The sequence below is a fragment of the Aliiroseovarius marinus genome, assembly GCF_004360145.1.
Classification (GTDB): Bacteria; Pseudomonadota; Alphaproteobacteria; order Rhodobacterales; family Rhodobacteraceae; genus Aliiroseovarius; species Aliiroseovarius marinus.
The window spans coordinates 1-21,297 of sequence record NZ_SAIT01000029.1 but is presented as its reverse complement, the minus strand read 5'-3'; the positions used below and the strand labels follow the sequence as shown (position 1 = coordinate 21,297).

At 50.1% G+C, this 21,297-nt stretch carries 13 protein-coding genes; 4 read left to right on the top strand and 9 right to left on the bottom strand.

Annotated elements, in window-relative coordinates:
• Nucleotides 1–491: hypothetical protein (locus EOL43_RS15380; RefSeq protein ID WP_166636266.1), on the top strand; the 491-nt coding region annotated here is incomplete at its 5' end.
• 18 nt (nt 492–509) lie between these two features.
• Here EOL43_RS15380 and EOL43_RS15110 read toward each other — a convergent pair.
• Nucleotides 510–1,490 (bottom strand): HNH endonuclease domain-containing protein, encoded by a 981-nt coding sequence (locus EOL43_RS15110; protein WP_166636265.1) that lies wholly within the window; start codon nt 1,488–1,490, stop codon nt 510–512.
• Nucleotides 1,491–1,836: 346 nt separating this feature from the next.
• On the opposite strand from EOL43_RS15110, the gene EOL43_RS15105 reads away from it, so the two are divergent.
• Nucleotides 1,837–3,795 (top strand): DNA phosphorothioation-associated putative methyltransferase, encoded by a 1,959-nt coding sequence (locus EOL43_RS15105; protein ID WP_166636264.1) that lies wholly within the window; start codon nt 1,837–1,839, stop codon nt 3,793–3,795.
• Between the two features lie 159 nt (nt 3,796–3,954).
• The gene (locus EOL43_RS15100) at nt 3,955–5,919 is read left to right on the top strand and encodes a DUF262 domain-containing protein (RefSeq protein WP_133489749.1); all 1,965 of its coding nucleotides are present in this window, start codon (nt 3,955–3,957) and stop codon (nt 5,917–5,919) included.
• A 563-nt stretch (nt 5,920–6,482) separates the two neighbouring features.
• On the opposite strand, the gene dndE is transcribed toward EOL43_RS15100, so the two are convergent.
• Genes dndE through dndB form a run of 4 tightly spaced genes read right to left on the bottom strand, consistent with a single transcriptional unit; the run spans nt 6,483 to nt 11,524 of the window.
• Nucleotides 6,483–6,884 carry a DNA sulfur modification protein DndE gene (dndE, locus tag EOL43_RS15095; RefSeq protein ID WP_133489748.1) on the bottom strand — a complete coding sequence of 134 codons (402 nt, stop codon included), beginning with the start codon at nt 6,882–6,884 and terminating at the stop codon, nt 6,483–6,485.
• Nucleotides 6,881–8,884, bottom strand: coding sequence for a DNA sulfur modification protein DndD (gene dndD, locus EOL43_RS15090; RefSeq protein WP_133489747.1), 2,004 nt, complete (start codon nt 8,882–8,884; stop codon nt 6,881–6,883). The genes dndE and dndD overlap by 4 nt, the downstream gene beginning before the upstream one ends.
• Nucleotides 8,881–10,446 carry a DNA phosphorothioation system sulfurtransferase DndC gene (gene dndC / locus EOL43_RS15085; RefSeq protein WP_133489746.1) on the bottom strand — a complete coding sequence of 522 codons (1,566 nt, stop codon included), beginning with the start codon at nt 10,444–10,446 and terminating at the stop codon, nt 8,881–8,883. Before dndC ends, dndD begins: the two co-directional genes overlap by 4 nt.
• Nucleotides 10,430–11,524, bottom strand: a complete 1,095-nt coding sequence (gene dndB / locus EOL43_RS15080; RefSeq protein ID WP_133489745.1) for a DNA sulfur modification protein DndB — start codon at nt 11,522–11,524, stop codon at nt 10,430–10,432. The genes dndC and dndB overlap by 17 nt, the downstream gene beginning before the upstream one ends.
• Nucleotides 11,525–11,663: 139 nt before the next feature.
• Here dndB and EOL43_RS15075 point away from each other — a divergent pair, with 139 nt between their 5' ends.
• Nucleotides 11,664–12,803 (top strand): aminotransferase class V-fold PLP-dependent enzyme, encoded by a 1,140-nt coding sequence (locus EOL43_RS15075; protein WP_133489744.1) that lies wholly within the window; start codon nt 11,664–11,666, stop codon nt 12,801–12,803.
• Between the two features lie 200 nt (nt 12,804–13,003).
• On the opposite strand, the gene EOL43_RS15070 is transcribed toward EOL43_RS15075, so the two are convergent.
• The 4 genes from EOL43_RS15070 to EOL43_RS15055 form a co-directional block, all read right to left on the bottom strand.
• On the bottom strand, nt 13,004–13,441 hold the full coding sequence (locus EOL43_RS15070) for a DNA phosphorothioation-associated protein 4 (RefSeq protein ID WP_166636263.1): 438 nt from the start codon (nt 13,439–13,441) through the stop codon (nt 13,004–13,006).
• On the bottom strand, nt 13,434–15,476 hold the full coding sequence (locus EOL43_RS15065) for an AAA family ATPase (RefSeq protein ID WP_166636262.1): 2,043 nt from the start codon (nt 15,474–15,476) through the stop codon (nt 13,434–13,436). Before EOL43_RS15065 ends, EOL43_RS15070 begins: the two co-directional genes overlap by 8 nt.
• Nucleotides 15,477–15,656: 180 nt before the next feature.
• The gene (locus tag EOL43_RS15060; protein ID WP_133489741.1) at nt 15,657–17,750 is read right to left on the bottom strand and encodes a DEAD/DEAH box helicase family protein; all 2,094 of its coding nucleotides are present in this window, start codon (nt 17,748–17,750) and stop codon (nt 15,657–15,659) included.
• Nucleotides 17,747–20,842, bottom strand: coding sequence for a sigma factor-like helix-turn-helix DNA-binding protein (locus EOL43_RS15055; RefSeq protein ID WP_133489740.1), 3,096 nt, complete (start codon nt 20,840–20,842; stop codon nt 17,747–17,749). Before EOL43_RS15055 ends, EOL43_RS15060 begins: the two co-directional genes overlap by 4 nt.
• Between the last annotated feature and the right edge of the window lie 455 nt (nt 20,843–21,297).

Here is a 21,297-nt window from a genome sequence, read left to right as displayed (position 1 = left end):
GCGGCGCTACCGTGGTCCAATATTGCGCCGCCCTTTATAAATATGCAGACAAGGACGGCCAGCTGCATTCTATGAAACGTCCTATGCTTGCCTTGCCCGCACTAGACGACGCAGCATTCGCCGCGGTCGCGCCAAACAAGACTGTCTCCGCCCGTGTAACAGAGCTTCAGATCTCTGAACTCCAAGAAACCGCACGCCGCCATGCTGAGCGCGGCGAATGGGACCAGGTCGACGAGGTAATCGCCAAAGCAAGAGACATGGCCAAGGAAAGCCCTTGGTTGCGCTCCAATGTTGAGGCTCTTGAACGCTATGCAAAGCGGCGTGAACGGGCGCGGTTTTCTAAAGAAGCAATGTATAGCTCAAGTCGCTTAAATGCTCGCTTGGCGGATCGAGCCGAAGCGTTTGCCTCTTATGAGCCCCGCCTGGAAGCCAGTAAGCCCGCGTATCTTCGCCGAAAATCTGAGCGGGGAAAGCAATTTAAATCAGATTGAATACTCGGGAATTCGCCGCTACCGAAATAAAGACCTATTTGCTTCGTCACTTTTCGGGCTCCAGCCTGTAGGGAATCCCATGCGCTTTGCAACACCAGCTAGTCCCGTAAATATTTCATTGTAAGCTTGTTCAAGGGCCACCACGTCCTGCAACTGTGCCCAGTCCAAACCAAGGTCAGTTGCGTACTCATCCAGAACGGTACGCCATGCAGATTCTGCTTTACCGGTAAACTTACGAGCGTGGTGTGCCAGTTGACTGTGCTGGTGCGCGAGTTTCGAAACGAATGAAAGTTCAGGCAACAGATCGCTTTTCTCAGCATTCAAGAAGCTCTCTGTCGGGGTTAGGTTCCAGAAACTGTCATGCGCCACGAATGCTCGGGGCAAGAAATGATCCAACTCGAAACTTGCTGGATCGATCAAATTTCCACTATAGATCGAGATAACGCCCTGCTCCTGGATAATCGGCCTCCAAAGGTTTCGTTGGAATGTCAAAGGAGGCCTTCTGAGCGCGGGCGTGATCTTCTCAACGAGCCCAGGGACATTTGGGTTTTTGCGTTCCAAGAAACGGAGCCAAATGGCATCGCTCCAACCCTGGACTATAATCAAGTTGCGATCCAAGTATTCAACCCACGCGGGGTGGAACTCGATTCCGTCATCGAGCACCTTGAAGATCGGTTGCGCTACTGAAAAACGGTTTCGGCTAAGTTTTTCAATGGTTCGATCAACTTGATGATCTGGCAAGCCTTTTGTTTCTTGCGCAAACCATGGTCTGAGAAACCGCTGGGGTACGTATCGTAAAAGAGGGTCTCTCCCGGTCTTCATGACCACTCCTTCAAATGCACGCCTTAACTTTCCAGGATCACGCCGAAGAACTGCTTCGTCGAGGGCTCCTGTAATCCGTGCAACGACATCGTCCTGGACACTAAAATGGAGACGGTAATGAAACCCAGGCCACCAGGCCTCTTCCATCATACCAACGGCCAAGCTAGCGAAGTCCATTTTAAGTCTTCCGCGTTTGACGCCGTCTCGCAGCAAAACTCGAAAAAAGAGGTGTTTGTAACTAGTGGTAACTGAGCGAAATGTTTGTGCAAGTGGCATGGGATCTAGGCGGTCCGATCTCGGCAAGCCGGAGTTGCTCCGCGGCGTCATCACCAGTGAAATACCCCCAGCCTAGATCCAATCATTGTTCCGTCCGGTCCTAGATCAATTGAAACCGGCAATTCCAAAGCCGTTTTTTAATGGAAGACCGCTCTAGCGAACAGTAAGGCGACGTCATACTGTATTCATGTTGTCAGACCGCCATTAGAAAGGCAATGTGATGCACGCGGTGGGCTTAGGAAAGGAGGTGGCTGGTAACCTTTATTTGCATCGAGAGGCGATTGCGGGGCTTGGTCCTGAAGCAGGAGCAGAGATATGGGCGGCCGAGGCAGTCGCGTGCGCATCTCAATGGAACGTCGTCAAACTCAGCAATACGAAACCTAAGAAAATATCGTTCCTAACCTATGAGGATTTCGAAAGGCCGTTTCCAGCTTTACTCGAGAGTATCACCGTTAATCTTGAGAGCGGAACAGCATTTCGACGCTCGTACTGGACACGCACGAATCCGCCAGTACTTCATAGAAAAGAGCTTCTGCTTCCAGTGGATCACCCGAGGCTCGAAGAATACAGCCAACTTACTCAAAGCCTCGAGCGCATAGGGCTCCTTAAGGAAACGAGCTCCATTGGGACCAAACTTGCATGGGAACAGCGTCTACGTGAGGCGGGTGTTAAGATAGTCGGCCATGCAATTGAGCAACTCGACGAGGCAACTTCACCGCCGGATGTAAGGATCCAACGCCATCTGGCGGCGATCCGACGGGACGGGCTCTCCTCACCTGTTCAGGCGTTGATCCGATACGGCTTGATTGACGAAAAGACCACGGTTTTTGATTACGGTTGCGGATTCGGTTCAGATGTCGAAGGCCTTCGAACTGCTGGCATTTCAGCCGCCGGTTGGGATCCATACTACGCACCTGATGAACCTCTTGAATCAGCCCATGTGGTAAACCTTGGCTTTGTTCTAAACGTCATCGAGTCTCCTGCCGAACGGCAGGACGTCCTTCGGTCGGCCTTTGCCCTTGCGCGTCGGTGCCTCGCGATTGCCGTCATCACCTCCAGCCGAGCTCGAACAGATTGCTGCCAGGCCTATGGAGACGGGCACGTGACGCGCCTTGGGACGTTTCAGAAATTCTACCGTCCGGCGGAACTAAAGGATTTCATTGAGGTCACGCTTGGCAGAGAGGCTTTCCCGACCGGCCCAGGCCTCTTCTTCGTATTTTCAGATCCTGTAGCGGAACAGTCCTATCTGCTGTCTCGGCAAACCCGGAGGACCTCCTCTAGGCTCTCTATCGCCGCCCGACGTAAGGAGGCACGTGAAGCGGCGTTCGAGGCTCTTCGACCCGTCCTTGAATCGATTGCTTCAACAGCAGAAGATCTTGGGAGGTGGCCTGTTCCAAGCGAACTTCCAAATGAAATCACTGATGCACTGGAACAAGCCAAGACTTCTGCCGCAAGGGCGATTCACCTGGCCGGCAGCCTATCTGACCCAGAAATACTAGAACAGGCAGCAAAGCAGCGTCAGGAAGATATCACCGTCTACCTGGCACTCAATGAATTCAATCGCCGAAAGAACTATCGCGATCTGCCGGAGAGGTTACAGCGGGATATTCGTGCAATCTTCGGAAGCTACGCGAAGGCACAAACGGCCGCACGTGAACTACTGTTTTCGCTCGCAGATAGTAGCTCTCTTCTTAAGGCGGCTCAGAAGACTTCTAGCGATGGCCTCGGGCACCTTGACGTTGATGCCAACTACTGGGTCTGCACTGAACTAATACCTCGACTTCCGGCAGAGCTACGCTGTTTCGCTGGCTGCGCCGAGAAATACGCCGGTGGCTTAGAAGAGATGCAGCTCGTCAAAATGCACCTTCTATCAGGCAAGCTGACTGGCTTCCAATATACGGATTTTGACCTCTCGCCGCTTCCGCGCCTCGAGGTACGAATAAAAGTGGATCTGCGCAGACAAAGGATTTCAGATTTTGATCATAGCGACGAAGATCAACGTTTGCTTCTGAAATCAAGGTTCATGGCGCCCGACCAATCCGACTACGAACGTCAGAAACAATTCGATGCGCAAGCCGTTGATTTCGGTTTGAGCGAGCTCGGAAGCCGAGCCACGGGACAGGAAATCACCACAGTCGCGGAAGCTGCAGGAGGCTTCTTGAAAGGTTGGAAGTGGGAACAAATTAACGACCAAACCCAACAGTGACCTTTCATGCGTTGTCATGATGTTCCGCATGAGCCGCAACCGCCGAGTACGAGTGACCATTGCAGAATACATCAAGACCGATGCCTATGAAGCAACTAGACAAAAGGTCTTGACTACCTAGGCTGGTCGACAAAATTCAGAAAGGGATTCGAGACAACAATGGCAATGCCCTCATTCAAAGAGATCTGTAGTAGTAACCGTTTCATCATCCCAGTAAATCAACGGGGATTTAGCTGGACGAAGCGAGAACTCAACGATCTACTAAATGACCTTACCCTCATGGAAGGTCATTCTCACTACCTCGGACCACTGATTGTGACGAAAACAAGCAATCATTATCAGGACGATGAATTCACAAACATCGTCGAATACACACTTGAAGATGGGCAGCAACGCGTGACGGCTTTGCTAATTCTAGCCAACGAAATCGTGAACCGCTTGCAAGCTCTAGAAGGCAGCGAGACCGTACAAAGTAAAGAATTGAAAAACCTAGTATATTTTCAAAAGGGTGGAAATACTAAGAGACGACTTAAAAACGAAAATCCGGATCTAGATCAGTACCTTTCCTATATACTAACGGGTACACCGTCACCGCCTGCCGATCGGACGCCCCCTATGAGAGCGCTGGACAGCGTTAAGCAGGAAGCGCAAGCGTTTTTTGCATCGAAGGATGTTGCTGAATTACTAAAGTGGAAGGCGAAAATCCAAAACCAATCAAAGATCATTTTCGTGGACCTAGCGAGTGAAAATATCAACCGCTACTTAGCTTTTGACGCAATTAACTCCCGCGGCCTTCCTCTAAGTGAATTTGATAAAATTAAGAACTTTTGCATTCTAGTAGCAACAACTCGCAATTTACCGGTTAGTGTGGAAGATGCATGGTATAAAGCGCTAACGCATCTTGAGAGCTTTGAACTTAGGAACCGGAGTGATGAAGCTGCCTTTATCTCTGAGCTCTTTAGTTCTTGTTTTAACTCATCAATTGGACAGAAAGGCGTCCATGAAGCCTTTGTAGATAGATTCCGAAAACTTCTCTCCCAAGAAGACGCCGCGCTTCAAAATGATTTCGAAAGATTTATTGGATTATGGGAGCCGTATGCAAAATCGTTTGGTTTCATTTCGACTTCGAAAAGGGAACATCACTACGGTTCTCTTTGTACAACCGAGGCTGGGAACTGGCTTGACCGCCTCGACAACATGGATCTTGCAACGATTGTGCGTCCGGTTTTGGCAGCATCCCACTATCGGATGTCTGGTTCGGACTTTGAAAAAATCGCCAGAGCTTGCGAGATTTATGTATTCCGAATTTATGCTGTAATGCGGCGACGTAAGGACATGAATTCAAAGAGTCACATCAACATTTCCCATACGCTACTCAATCCAGGCCAGTCAGCTGACTGGGTTCTTCAAAACCTGTGTAAACTATTAGATGCCACAGCGCCAATGAAGAGGATTATCGAGACTTTATCCGATGGCAATCCAAAGTACGCCTATGATCCACAAGTCTCTGGTTGGGGGCATTGCTACTACTTTCTGTATGAATACGAGATTAACTATTCACCCGCTGGGGTCGCGCCCTTCCGCTGGGGAAAAGCAAAACAAGAAAAAATCAACACTCAGGAACACATTCTACCTCAAGCTCACAGAGATGGAGGCTGGTGGGAAAGCCACTGGCCAAATGAAGCGCGAGCCGAAGCGTTTAAGCATCGCCTTGGGAATCTGGTCCTAACACCCAACAATAGTGCCCTTGGCCGTAAACCAATATCTGAAAAGCTCTCTGGCCCTGGGAGCCACCATTTCGATCATGCGAACGCGACAAATACTGAAAAGCGGATAGTAAAATTCTCTGACGGAGCAAATTGGCAAGAAGAAAATATTCTGGCCCGAGAATTTGAGTTGATTGAGTTTGCGGCCCGTCGCTGGGGAATGCCTTGCTGCAGTGACAACGGCGTCGTTGAACTTCCAGAAGAGTTCAATGATGCGGAAGGGAACCCAAGAACTATTGAGATCAATGAGGCCGGCTGTATCGCTTCTTCAACTAGCTTGAATGATGACGAGACCTCCGAGCACGTTGAAACACAAGATCTCGAGCCCGATAGTGACAACAATAATGAGGCGCTATAGAAAAAAATTAATGAAAGAAGAAACCTCTTCGCCCTCAGAGCTTGGACGGCTGTACCCGTTGAGGGATACGCCGTCCGGAGAGTTCGCGCATTACGCATACTGACATTGTTCGTTCAGGCCCTATGCTTACGTGTAGCGGCTGTTCTGAGCCGTAGTAATACAAGCGATCGTACCGCAGAGACGCTACAATGTAGCGTGCGACTTCGATCGAAGCCTGGCCAGGCACTCGAAAATCTGCCGCCTGACCGAGCCGAGGACAAAGGAACTCACCGGAGGGAAGTCGTTCGTATCCCGCATGTTGATCAAGTTGCGGAGCAATCTGACGACGAATCTTTCTGGTTAACGCTGAACCCGCGAACCCGTAGGTCAGCTCAACCTTCCCATACTTGGCCATAACAGGCTCAAGAATTTCTTCACATAGCTCAGATATCGCGCGATACGTGTCGAGTTCTAGTGGAACGTTTTCAACCTGAGTATGTCGCCAAGTTGAGCTGCAGTGGCACAGGTCTGCGTACGTGAAGTGTTTGCTCGCGTGATCCTTGAGCTCCGGTAGATTGACCACGCTAGGCCGCTGCAGGCTTGGTGGTTTCACCCAGCTTATGAGCAAGACCACCAATGGAACGAACATTTCGATCGGATGCAAGGTAGCCGAGCCCACGATGTAGGTGCAGACGGAACTGGTCATGAACCGTTGCATGGTCGAGCCCGAGTCCGTCCTGCAAACAGCGTTGTTTGATCAAAGCCAAGTATAGCTCGTGATGAACGCCACCAAAGACACGCCACGCGATCTCCACAGCAGGCTCCCCTTTGAACTGGCGTGCTGGGGGTTTGGTCGGTTCGGCAAGAGATACACAAAGTGCCCAACGGCAGAGGACATTCCAGGTCTCAATGCCAGTGTGTCGCTTCAGTCGAATCAACTGTTCACGCCCTTGATCATCGATGCGAACGGTATCGATCATCGTCATGCAGCCTCCATCCCAGCGTCCTTAACAAAGGCATAGCCAGGCTCCACCTGGCTGCTTTTCCTAGCGCTGTCGTAGGTGATTGTGAAACTCCTAGTAATATGAGGCGCCAGCTTCTGGAAAAGCCGCCCATCGATCTCTTCATCTGTTGAGAGAAGGATCACCTGTTCCCCGGCACAAGGGAAGTACCGCTCTGCGAGCCGCGCACGATGCTGGGAATCCAGTCGCCCAAGCGGAGTGTCGATGACCGTTGGAGCTGCCTGACCCGACGCTCTCGCCAAAGACCATAGCAATGCAACGGCAAAGAGCTGGCGCTCCCCGGCCGAAAGCTGGTCGGGAGAAACTATATGGCCATCGCTGCCATGGAGTTCGATCGCAAATGTCTTTGGGTCGATCGCGACGCTGGCGACCAAGTCGTGCTTGCGGAACAATGCTTGGAGCCCGTCGAGCATAAAATTCTCGATCCGCTGGATGTGATGTTGGATTACCTCGGTGGCAAAAAGCGAAAGTGTTCGGCGCACTCCAGAAGAATGTTGCAGGAGCCTTCCAGCATCTTCGCGCTGTAGCTGAATGCTGACCATCTTTTCCAGCTTAGACTTGTAACGGCTACGTGCGGCTTCCAAACCTCTGTCCGCCTGTTCACTTTCTTCCATGGAGCGATTGAGCTCTGATTCAGCTTGCTTAGATGAAACTTCGGCCGCCGACACGTCCTTAAGTAGCGGAGCGACACTCTCTACTGCTGGAATAGAGGCCAGTTTGCGCTCAAGATCGTCCCGCTTCTTTTCAAGATTTTCCAGGCGCTCGAGCAAGGCGTTTCGCGTCTTCAAAATATCATCCCGACCTTGGCCGCACAGGGTCGTCAATGCGTCGCGGGAACTAGAACTCAGATGCAAATGCGTTTCCTGGGAAGCCGTCAGTTCTAGATTTTCACAATCCTGGCGGAAGAACGACGCGACCTCCTTAAGGACCTGATCTGCAGCGCCGAGATCCGTAATCTTTGCTAGGGCTCGCTGATCGCGTTCTGCAAGATGCGATAGCAGCGCTCGCGTAGCTTCAATTTCAGCTTCCTGACCTGCGCGCTGGGAAACAGTCTGAAGCAGACCGGTAACAAGCATTAGCGGAGCCCCTTCACCAGCCCACGATCTGAGATCTTTTCTCGCGTGCTCAAGTGCCTCATCTAGGCGCGCTTTTTCGGCAGTCATGGCTTCACGCGCTTCAAAAAGATTGCCGCCCTCGGCCTCAAACGCAGTTCGGGCACGCTGAAGCACGAGGTTGCCTCTTTCCGCCGCAACGCGGGCGCTGGCCACACTCTCATTTGCTGAACGCGCTCGTTTTTCGGCGTCTTGCAGATCTGCTTCTGCTACATCCAGCTCTTCTCGCATATCTGCGCTACTGCTTTCCGCAAGTTTTCGCGCCTCAAGAACTTCGAGATCAACCTTCAAGCGCTCTACGATATCCAGGCCGAGAAGCGCGTTAATCCCCGTACCTATGATTTCCGACGAGCGATCAAGATCGGCGAAGTGTTCGATCTTCTCTCCGTCAAAGAAAAACAATGGCGCGATACGTGGAGGAAGGAGCTCCTCTATGAATTCGTCCCACTGTGAAGTCAGGACCCGGTCAAGGTGTCCATCTACAACAACCTCAAAGACCTCACGTACTCGGCGGTTACTGACGGACCATGAGCGTCGGATTTCGAATACTTGCTCACGCCCATCCATCGCACGCCGAAAGATGACTTTGACCTCAGCGCCATCACTCAACGGGGCTGTCCTATTGATGGCATTACGAAGGTAGTCATCATACGCCCCTGCTCCGCGAAGCTGCCCCCGGGCCATTTTTCCAAAGAAAGCGAGTTGAAGGGCTTCTAGGAATGTTGTTTTACCGGCTCCGTTTTGAGCACCGATCAAAATGATCGGCTTGTTAACCGATTCAGGCGTTAGCGCGAAGCGGTGACGCCCTCGATAAACACCAAAATTGTGCAGTGTGATTTCGTCAAGGATCATTCGGCAGCCTCCGGATTCTGAAATTTGGCAAGCTCACCGAGTTCTGCTTGAAGAGCTTTTGCAGCTTCACCACTACTACCGCTTGCCTCGCCGACTGCCTCCAGCAATGCCCCTAGATTGCGGCGTCGCGCAGCCCTCGCAGTTGCATCTTCAACATCATTATAAAATCCTCGCTTGAAGGCTTCCTCCAGACGTTCGAAAAGTTTAGCCCGCCGGCCAGAGGATCGATAGCTTCGCTGAACCTGGAGGAGCTCGCGAACAAGCTCGAAGTGGATTTGATCGTCACCGGCTACCCGCTTGAGAATGTCCATTTCAGTCGCCCCGAATGGCTGCGAGTCATCTAGCCTCTTGACGCCGAACTTCCGACCAGTCGTTTCTTCATAGATCACAGGCAACCGATCCTCGACTTCGTATTTCTCCATCACCCATATCCTGCGAATTTCGTGAAGTTCGTCGCGAGTGATTAGCTCTATGCCGCGAACCTCTGGCGGTGCCTTCGGGTGATTTCGCACGACCTCTTGTGCGGTCAGAAGGCGGCGCAACCAATCTTCGCGCGTTGCCTGTGTGTACGGGCCCGGAATTGGCCGGGTGTCCTTGTTGAACAGCTGAACTGTTCCACTCATCCTGCGAAAATCGCGCTTATCATGGTCTGGCTCATCAAGCGCGTTTCGCAGCTCCAATAGCGGCGCCATCCACTCCTTTTCTTCGTCGTTCTGAATCATCGCGGACATAGACTTGTCCTGTTCGACAAGCGTACAAACCCAGCAGCCAAAGCGGCTATCGCCGCAACTTGGCGTTGAGGTGTCAAGAACGACCGGGCACTCAGCATCCGGCGAAGCTCCCTGATACATGCTCAACAAAGCTTTGTTGTCGTGCCCCCAGGGATTTTTGACTTGGAGCAAAAACAACCAGACGTCGTCATTGGTCCATTCTGAAATCGGGCTGTAAATAAAGGCGTTTGGAAGCGAACTATGCGAACTTAGATTCTCGCGGACTCTCCCTTCATCACTTGCTGCCATGCGAGCTGCGCGAACACTACTCTCAGCTTTGCGCGTGCCGAGTACAACAATTGCTTCGCCATTTTGCTTGACCACATCGGAAATAAATCGATCCGCTGGGGTTATCTTCATACGCTCAGTGCACCATCGGAACTTTGGACGAGGAGCAGGATAACCCCGACCGATGAGATTGACCCAGAAAGTGTTTTGAACATCAGGGGTGAGCTTATGTGGATAGATGGGCAGCCGCTCGTGTACTGCGCTTTCTCCCATCACCTCATGAGAGCGATCGACCCAAGCCGCAACCACTGGATTCTCCACCAGTGTGTCCGTCGAAATAACGTGAATTGGCTTCTGAAGATCCGTTTGGGCAAGCTTCGAAAGCGCCAACCAGACCAGCTGCAATACTGCTGTAGAGTCTTTACCACCGCTGTAGCCAATAACCCAAGGAATCTGGTCTGCTAGATATATCTTCTGGATCTGCTCAATTTCTTGGGCAAGCTTTTCTTTGAAACCTTCCGATTTAAAAACGGATTGTCTTGTGGTTCTAGGTGCTTCGCTCATAATCCCCCCGCTCAAATGCATCCTCAATACGCTGATCTTCCGGCGACAAATCTAGCCCCATACTTTTCTTGATGTAGTTCGCGGTCAAAACAACGTTCTGTGTCGCCTTTGAAAGGCGCCCGCCAACTACCGCACGACCCGCCCATATTGGGCTGTTTCGTGACCAATCAGTTTTCGAAAGTGCCTTCAGCCTATTCTTCCAGTCTTGCGGCGCGTCGCGCATTAGGGCGGAACCTGACTTGCCGATAGCGTTGAGCACCACAGCATGAGAATGGATGAGGTCCTGCCGCACCTCACTTGCCGGTATCTGTCCGCGCCGAACTTGGCTCCACTCGGGCAACTGTTTTGCGACCTCTTCCCAGAACCTCCGAGCCCTTGACAGGTCAGCTTCGATATCGTCTCCGTTTGCGTCTGCCAAAAGGGCATTAGTCGCTTGGTAGATTGCACTGAATGTGAAGAGCCGTCGAGAACGAGCCGAAAGTGTACTTCTTTCCATTTCGACAAGATCGCGGAACGGTTCGGCTTCAAGGACAAGCCGCCGCGTCAACTCCGCCGATTTATCTCTATGATCGTAAAGCAAAGAAATCGAGGTCGAGGGGCGGATCGCATACCGATTTAAGTCCGCGAACATCTGTTGGGAACGCTCCAATCCAATGTCGCTGAAGAAGACGACTGCGATGCTTTCGTCTGCTAGTTTAGGGTTAAGCTTCAACGCAGTCTCGATCGCCGCACGTCTATGTTGACCATCATTAATTATGAACGTTCCAGACATCGGAATTCGCAGGACACCCAATCGATCGTTATCTTGCGACACAGGCTCAAACTCTAAATCGGCATCGACCGAAGCCGTCAAAGCCGAGAAGACATAGCCGTCTGGATGTTCGGTGATGTATCTTGCCATCTCTGGAATTCGTGCCTTGTTCAGCGTACGTTGTGATCGCAGTTCGGGGGTAAGCTCTTCCTCGTCAAAGAGAAAAATCTTTGGGATCAGGCGCAGAGGGCACATCGAGACATAGTATTCCCGGCCGGCTTGGATGCCGCGGATGGCTGGAAATGCATAGTGGAAGGTGCTGTCCATGGTACCTCTCTAACTAGCCATTACATGCTCAATCACAAACAGTTTGTCAAATGGAATTGCAAACAAATAACGTACAGGTTAGCAATGTCACAGAAGGGTATCTTCCCACCAATGAATGAAGTCGGAGTGCGAATTTTCAATGCCAATCTACCTGGACAATAACGCCACGACGCCCTTGGAGCCAGAAGTGCGGGACGTCATGTTTCACTACTTCGATGCGGAGTATGGCAATGCCGGAAGTCGAACACATGAATATGGTGCGCGCGCAAACAAAGCTGTGCAACTAGCTAGGGAGCAGATCGCCGTGCTGGCGGACGCCGACCCTTCGGAAGTACTCTTCACATCAGGGGCTACAGAAGCGAACAACCTGGCAATCCTCGGCATGGCCGACCATGGTCGTCGCAGTGGCAGAAAACATCTCGTTACCACTGCGATTGAGCACAAAGCCGTATTGGAGCCAATGCGGGCACTAGAGGCACAAGGTTTTGAACTTACTGTAGTAGGTGTTGGTGAGTCTGGGCGAGCCTCGCCAAAGGATGTCCTTGCTGCTGTTCGGGACGACACACTACTTATATCGCTAATGCATGCCAACAATGAGACCGGCATTCTACAACCCATTGAAGACGTGGCCGACGGTCTACAAGGTCATCCCGCGTTTTTCCATGTAGACGCGGTTCAAGGTTTTGGCAAAGAACTTAACGGCCCGCGAAATAAGAGGATCGATATGCTCTCGGTAAGCGCGCACAAACTCTTTGGGCCAAAAGGTGTCGGCGCACTCATTGCACGGAAGCGCGGATATCAGCGCCCCCCCATTTCACCTATAGCCTATGGCGGAGGGCAGGAGCGAGGTCTGCGACCGGGGACTTTGCCAGTTCCCTTGATTGCGGGCTTCGGCACCGCCGCAGCGATTGCTTTGCGCGACCACCGGCTACGCAAGAAAGCATGTTCTGCCGAGCGTCAAAGGGCCCTTTCTGTTTTTGGTGCTCTTGATCCAATCGTGATTGGGGACCAGTCCTTCGTGTTGGACCACGTACTTGCAATTGGCTTTAAAGGCGTGGATTCCGAGGCTTTGATGCTCGCGCTACGAGACAAAGTATCAATCTCTAACGGTTCAGCCTGCACGTCTGCGAGGCGCGAAGCCTCCCATGTTCTTACGGCAATGGGCTTGCACCCCGATGCGCTTGATGCAGTCGTTCGCTTTTCTTGGAGCCATCTGCAAACGGGCACGCCCTGGGCAGAACTAGCGCAGGAGATCAGCGCATTGCGCATCAATGCATGATAAATGCATGGGTAATTGAGTTCATTTACCAGGAGTCACAATCACAAATCGCCTTCGGGAACAAACCGCAGAGGCTCCCGACGAAAACTGGGGACGCAGACAGTCCATCACCCCGACCGAAGCCGAAAGACTTTACTGCCCCAGGTCCAACATGTGAATAGTCTCACTGGTTGCTGGTGAAGAGTTCAAACGAAGTGAAACTAAACCTCCGACAAGTCGGTAATTTCGCTGAGGATGCTGTCATCTTTTTGCTCCTCCAGGACGAGCCTAATCAATCCATCTTCAAGATCAGCCCCCCCCTGAAATACCTCATGGTTAATGATTTCGAGCCCACCACAGGCATATTCCTCAAAGATCCGTACTCGTTCATCGCTACGTTCCGTCGCCATGATCATAGGATCGTCATCTGATGCCGAAATTCCAATTACATCGATCGCCATTTGATCGAATTCTTCCCCAAAAGTCTGCATATTGATTGGCTCAGAAGTTTTTTCAAATGACACGCGTTTATCTCGGCTCAACCCCAAGCAAGCTGCAAACACAATAGCGTCTTTGAGCGTTGGAAAGATGTTCGTTTGCTCCTTCAGCAACCTGAGCAATTCATCGTACTGTTTGGGCCTGCGCACTCGATCAGCCATGATACCCCTCCTCAACTTTAGTATATTCATATTCTGATCCTGGCCGAGCGTAATAGGAGTCCAATCCCTCACGAACTTTCGGAGCAAAATAGATTAGAGATTGATGCTTCCCGACACGCTTCTCACATTCTTCCTGAACTTCTCCGTCCCATTGTGACTTTGAAACGAGCAAGATAATTTGCTGTGCCAACTCCGGAATGTGCCTCGCAATCAACGTACGATAGTCTGGATCGAGTGCGCCAAATGGTGAGTCCATAATAATGGGGAAGACGCCACCCTTAAAAAAAGTTGAGTCTTTCAAGGACTGTTCATGTGCCAAGCTCACAATGCTTGCAACAAAGCTTAAACTGGTGACTTGGCTTTCTCCAGTCGACTTTTCGTGGACAATCTGAGGACCTACACCGGGTACGTCTTTAATCACCCTAAGGCAATAATCGTCGTCAATTTCCGCTCTGTAATCCTTCTTTAGAATGTTCTGAAAGGTTTCGTTTACGCGTTTGCTCAACTTCTGCTTCGTTTGCTCAGCTAGTGCATCGTGCAGTTCTTCCAAAACTCGTGCAGCCTCTTCAACGACGGTGTGTCGTTTGGAGGCCAAAGCAACCTTTCCAGACTTTTCTTCCTGCTCCTTTCTTTCCTTTTGAACTTGCTCCAGCTCGGTTCTCGCTTCTTCAAGCCTTCCTCGCAGAAGCCCTCGATGCCCGACAGCATTGTCACGGTCGATTTCACATTGTCTCCGACGAGCTTCAAGTTGGGTGACGTCTTCAAGTTCGGAATCAGAAACCTTGCTACTGATTTCACTCAGGGCGCCTTCGAGTTCCTCTCTAGTGTCATCCAGACTTTTGCGGTCTGCAAGGAGATCCAAAAGCGACTGATACATGTCGTTTCTCGCCCAACCGAACTGACCTAGAGCTCCGGAAGTCCTGGTGAAAGCCTCTTCAATTCCTTCGGGTGAAGCCTTGTCTCGATACCTGTGGACATTTTGGTATGGCTCTTCGCCCTCCACCAAATCGGTGCCGCAAATACAGTTCCCCTTATCAAGTAGATCGTCAATAAACTGCCTCTTGATCGCGTATGGAAGCTCACCTTTCTGACGGCGCTCCTCCAAAATTCCGCTCACATGAGGTGCTGCGTCATGCAGGAAAGCCAAGAATCCCCGTGTTCCTATAACGTGCTTGATTTTTCGAGAAGTCTCCTGGAAAGCCTCCCTATTTGACGACAGACTTTCATTCAGTCGATTTCGTTCTTCTTGGAGCGCCGCTACGTCCTTGATCGATAGCAACCGCTTTTCGACTACCTGTATGGTCTCCTCAAAACCGGCAATATTGTCATCTTCCGAAGTAATATTACTCTTGATCTTCTCAATTTTCTCATCAAGCAAACCTTCCTTCTCTATCAAATCCTTTAAAAGTCCGGATGCTCCTTCACTCATCTGCTTATTAAAATGTTTTCGAACACGTCCGCTCAGATGTGTGCGCCCACGCTCCATAATCTCCAATCCCATCAAATTCCGAATTGCATCTCGGATTTCATGAGAGGCACTCTCATAGGCAAGCTTCTCAATCCGTTCTCCGTTGAAAAAGAAATAGCTGTGCATTCCTTCGGGCAGAATTTGATTGATTTGCGTGCCGGGGTTCTTCGACTTTTCGAAACCACCTCCGGCCGCAATCCAGGACAACTCGAAAACATTACCACCGACTGGTTCAACACTATTGTTTCCTAGTTTCTTATACTCTTGAGATCGATCAGCTTTGTAATTTCGCCCATCGTGCTCGAATTCGACTGTGACCCGCAACGAGATAACGTCGCCATCATCAGAGGTTGAAATGGCATGCTCGTTTAAAATATTTTTTTCACCCGTATCAAAGTCCGTCCTGCCGTAGAAACACCACTTGAAAGCGTTTAGAATTGACGTCTTTCCAGCACCATTTTCACCATGCACAACAGAAATGTTCTCATGATCATCAACGCTAAAGCTCAACTTCTGCGAACCAACAAATTGACGGAAATTGGAAATGTTTATCGAGGAGATTTTCAACTTTTCACCTCCTTCTCGACCAAATTTATGATACGATTGCAGATATCGCTTTCCTGGGTGGAGCTAAGCTTTCTAAAGTGCTGATACTCCCTCTCATTTTTTAGTACTTGCTCGATAATCGACCTTATCTGAGGAGTAGTTTCACTAAGGATTTCTTTTGGTGATTTGCTCATGTCATTCTCACAGATGTAGAAGGTGTAGCTTGGCTTTTATGTCATTCAGCTGGCTAAGTGCTTCACCTTTGTTTAACGCCATATCGGCAAATTCGTTTACTCGGTCCATTTCTTTGGCCACCAAGTTCCTTTCTACTTTTGAGACCGCACCGTTGCCATCTCTGAGTTCTTCAAGATCCGGCACAGCAATGAAGTCGTATATTGCAGCCTCAGTTTTTCCCGGAGATTTCCTAAGCACCCGCCCTCTTCTTTGGACAAACTGCCGAGGATTTGTCGAAGATGCCAGAATGTAGGCGGTTTCTGTCCGGGGCACGTCAACACCTTCATCAAGGCATCGAATGGCGGCGAGCACTTGAAGCTCGCCGCTGGTAAACTCTTCGAGAAGGGCCTTCCGTTGGTCTGTGTTTTCGTTGGCAGTAAACTTGTTTGCCCGCATCTTAAGATCACGGCCAACGAGCCTAACCACTTGCTCGATCTGCCGCTCTCCGTCCTCTTTGGCATCGCCACAATAGACCAAATTGTATGAAGAGTCAGACCTCTCTGCGAGCAAGCCTTTGAGCAACTCCGTTTTGCTACGTAACTTTGAAACAAGCCTCGCTCTCTTTATCAAGAGAGTCTTTAGAACGTCATCTAGCTCATTGTCGTCACTCGCGGTTCGAGCGTATGCTTTCGCGATCTTATCAGATATATCTTTGTACTCAGCCATTTCGTCTTCTGAAAACGGCGAAAGAATCGGGTAGTAACGATATGGACAAAGAAATCCTCTGCCAATGGCATCCTTTAGGCTAAACTCGAAAATTGGCTTCCCAAAGTAGTCTTCAATGGCCTTTGTTCCCACCTCGTCTCCATGGCGAACCGGCGTCGCAGACAAACCCATGCGAAACGAAAAATTTTCTGGTAGGTGTTGGCTGTAGTAGGGCGCGCCTAAATTGTGAACTTCATCCGCGATCAACAATGAATTACGAGGTAGTTTCTCGAGAAGTTCTTGAAAAGCTAGGCTTGAAAATGTGTCATTAACGGCGACAAATACGACAGTATTTTCAAGATTGGCCTTTTGATTTGTGACTTTTTTTTCAGCAGTCCGGATCCATTTGTTCACCCCCCCGTAGCATAGAACCGGTGAAAAATTGAAACTTCGTGCCTCTTCGATCCACTGGTCGGCCAAGTGTTGATAAGGAACTGTTATGACAATAGCCAAACTATTACTCGTATCTTCCGCTCGGTTGGCGATGCGGGAAGCAGCGGACAGTGCCGTCACAGTCTTTCCTGAACCGGTTGCCATGGCGAGCAAGCCGCGCCCCTTGTTATTTAGCCACGCATCGACTGCATCTTCCTGATAGTCGCGCAACTTGTCATGTTCGTCCAACAAGTAGTGCGGTGGGCCATAGTGCGGCCAACGTTCTGATTTAATTCGATACGGCCTAGATGCCGAGTGGGTATGCTCAATGTATTTTGAGAGCGCCTTCTCTGAAGCAGAGTAGATTTGAATGTTAGGGTCCAATCCAGACCACATATTCTCGAAGTCTCGCTCAATCTCTTCGATCCGTGCAGCAGCCTCTTCCGACCTCTGCCCATCGTATATGTCGATTTTTTCCCAATTGGTTTTTGCAGCAGCGGTGTGGTTATAACTTCCACTGAACCCGATTTTGCTGCCTTCCGAATCCGAGAACACACCCATCTTTGCATGCATCATGCCAGAGAGAGATGATTTTGGGATGGCCACTCGAAATTCCATAATGTGGTCGCGTATCATCCAGGAGATCACGGACCGAGTATCCGATTGGAGCTCTTCAAAAAGGCGCTCGAACGATTGTTCGATAAGACTCTCAGTGTGCGCTTCAGAGTTCTCCGTCTGGAGAACGGAAAAGTCTTCTTCACTTAGAATTGGGGAGACTATCCATCTTACCTTTCCTCCATTTAGCGCGAATTTCGCAATACCGGCTGCAGCATCTCGCACCCAGTTGCTGGAGAAAAAGCCTACCGCTACGTCGTAGGTTTGCGCACACGACAGCACTGGATTGAAGAACGTAACTATTGGGTCCGCGTTGGTCGTTCGAACGGACAAGGGAAGCTGCAGATCTTGAAACAACCGATTGCTCATTCAAAATCCGACAAAATATCCGAAATTAGATCCAGTTCCCCGTCGCCAAGGTCGCCAGAACTATCCCACTCTTCGCGAGGCATCATAAAGCGAAAATCGAGCTTCTGTAGGCGCTTCTCAAATTCTGAAAGATTGCTTTCGGCGAGAAAGTTCTCTGCCAAGCTTCCGTTGATTTGGTCCTCAAGTGCTTCTTGAAACTTTCGTTCGTATGCAAGTATAGCCTCATCTACGTCGCGAAGGCTAATTCGGTCTTCATTTCTAGATATGCAGTGCTGTTTTTGAACGAACGAAATCAAAGTTGGCATTGGTATATCGATCCTGATCGAACGCAAGCGCACGCTCAAAACAGGGAATGTCGTCTCCCCAGGCAAGAGAGATAGTATGATTGCATTGAGTAGTTTGGTTGTTTTCTCCTCACCTCCCAAGACGCGATCCTGCATGTCAAAGTGCCCACGCGACGACGCAATAATTTCGGGGTTTTTCAAAAGCGAGAATGAAATTGAGGTATCCAGAACCTCGCGAGTTGACGAAATTCGCCTCTTTATTTCCGTGATCGATAGCGGGCCATGCTTTCTGACTAAATCTTCGATGGTGTCATCAAGGAGCTCAAAATGCCCCTGAAATTGTGGGTCTAGAAGCCCAACCATTAGGCCGCGTCGACAATCAAATCTCTCGTCATCCTGGCAGATGCCTAGAAGCATGTAGGGAGTTAACACTTGGCAAATTTGATCATCCAGGCGCGGCAAAATTAATCGAAACAGAACCTTGGCTGAAATGAAATTGTTCTCCCGTAGAAGGACAGCTTCGCTCGCATCTCGAACTTCTGCAATTTCACTGGGTGAGAGTATGATATTTTCATAGAGATCATAGGTCCCTCTATCTACGATAAGAGCCTCTTCTAATCTTTGGAGTGTCGCGCTTATCGCGTGAACGGACATTTTCTCTTTAAATACAGCGCTGTGTCGAGCTTCTAGCTCAGCCAATTGCAGTGCATGTCCGGCGGTTCGTAACAAGATGACGAGACGGGTAGAGGCAGACAAGCCTGATATTTTCTCTACTGTGTCCCCATATACTACTGCATTGAAGTTAGTCTGCAATTCTCTTTGAATGGCCTCCCTCGACAAATGTGGGAGGACATTGCTCAGGTAAGTCAAGGTGATCGGCCACTTCGCTCCTTGGATTGCCTGCTTAATGCTCTGAGTAACTGAGACATCAAGTGAGCTATGTTTCGAAAGATCAGAAACGGCTTCCTCAACCTCTTCCTCAGAAAGTCTAGGAGAAACCCAAATGAGAAGACCACTGGGGAGAGTGCGTTGATTGGAAAACGCCTGTAGGTATTTTTCAATCTCGTTGAAGACAACGTCTATGGCCAATGTCGCTCTACCAGACAGCTTCCGCTGCCAACCATGTAGCATCTGCTCGGTGACAACATCGCCTGAAGTAGAGAGCTCATTCCAAACACCACTTGACTTAATCCTCAAATACAACTGCATTGCATAAACAATCGCGGGCGATTTTAGTTTACGCTTTGCCTTAACTTCAATTTGCCGTATCCTCTCTCGTGTGACGTCGTACCGCCCAGCAATTACCTCGAGAGTTTGTTTGGATTGGGTTCTGAGGCCAAACCTGCTTTCAACAATGTCCAACTCTCTGTTAGTCAGAGCATCGTTCAATAGTCTGTCAAACGTGGCGTTAGGTCGTTCGACCAGTTCAGTATGAACATCATAATCAAATGACGCACGCTGAGCCACTTCGAGAGTTGAGATTTTTCCGTCTTCCCACGCCAGCGAAACTTTGTTTGCAGCGTCCTCAATGACGTCTGGGCTTACACCAGTCGCACTGTTCATTATGATGGTTTCGCAGAGTACTTCTGATTGGTCGTCATCAATTCCAACCAATCTGAACACTACAGCGACTGCCTGTTTTACGCGACTTTTCAATTCCTTGACAGTAGACCTTCCGGTACCTTGATGCTGAAGAGCTTGATGCTCCAATTTATCGAGATTTCTAATTGCCCAACCCAGACCCCGATTGTGAGGGGCCAATGTTTGATCCATTTTTTTTAAGAGTGTCTTAAGTCGTGGTGACGTTGGGACGCCACCTATTAATTGCAAAAAATCAAATGAATTTAGGGATGTGATCAGTTTTTCGACATTTCCCGTTTCCAGTGCCCCTCCTGTCAGAAGATGAATTTCCCGTTCAGAATCCACGGCTGGGGCCAGGATAACATTCGTGAGGAGCTCCTCGAGCTCATTGACAGATTTATTGCCTATGTTCTGCAGTCTTTTGAAGCGCTCGCGACGAACGGATGGTGGTAATCTCAGATAATCCTCCACTGTGCTTACTGGAAGACTGGTCGTATCCGAGGCGAGTTTCAACGCATTGCGAAGCCGTACGGACACGTTCTGTGCAAGCACGTATTCCAATAGGTCTGTATTACCATTCTTTTCATGGGGACAGGATGATGTATCAGGTTTCAATACCCGTTCAGTTTGAACATTTTCCTCAAGTTGATCTCGCTTGTCATATTCAGTTCCGATTGCTTTTTGGGGCTGATTTTTACTAACGGCCACACCAGCTTCTTTTTCCGGGTCCTTTCTAAAGATTTCGACCGTGGCCTCGTCCGCCTCGCAATATACCCTATCTCGATCTTCCAAAGGGAGATCAGTTGTCACTTGAGCAACATGTTCTCCTTGAATGAGATCACCTCGAGCGGAACCCGGCGCTTCGTCACGAGTGTGGCAGTCACCTACATTTGTCTCGTTATCATCGATTTCCTCCGGGTCCCCAGCATATGATTCAGCAGCATCGAGTATTTTCCTCACGCGCACGCGGAGCTCGCGCGCTCGTATAGTTTTGCGGTTTTCCAGTTCTTCAAATAAGGTTTTGAGCATTTTTTTATTGCCCTGGATGGTCGGCAGTAGTCTCTCGAGATCGTCGATCTTTTTGTTAAAGAAAGGGCGCGATGGCTTGTCTGGTTCGACCACCTCATTGGCTGTCTGTATGTGCGCGTGAGTGCTTTCTGCCTTCTCACCCAAGGTCGGAGAGCTTTCAGATTTCCTGATACCAAAAATCCGTTTCCAAGCCTTCAATCGAGCTCTCCTTAAGTGCCTTCCTTCTACTAAGCTACTTCGTCGCCAGCGAAGGTACCTAGATCTATTAAAAGTAGCCCACAAGCGGTTGAGACACTAGCGCATTTTTTTGCCAACTTTCTGTTGAGCATATCATTTTTCCCCGCTGCCCTTGACCTAGGATCAGTGCGAATTGAGTTCAGCTGGATGGCGCCGATCCGGCAACCGAAGCTGGATGCTTTCACGGATCAGATTGATCATTGGCTTGCCGCGCACAAAGGACTCTCCCACAATGAGCGTCACACAGCCAAGCGGATCACTACAATGCCGTCAGGCCGCGCAGCGCATTGGTCTACTGTCCACCTGCGCCAGAAAGCATCGTGCCGATGGACCAGAGACCAACGATGCACTAACATTTAGACCGGACCACCCGAAGGGTGTCAAGGGCGGCGCAAAAGTGGGCCAGTAGGGCGGCG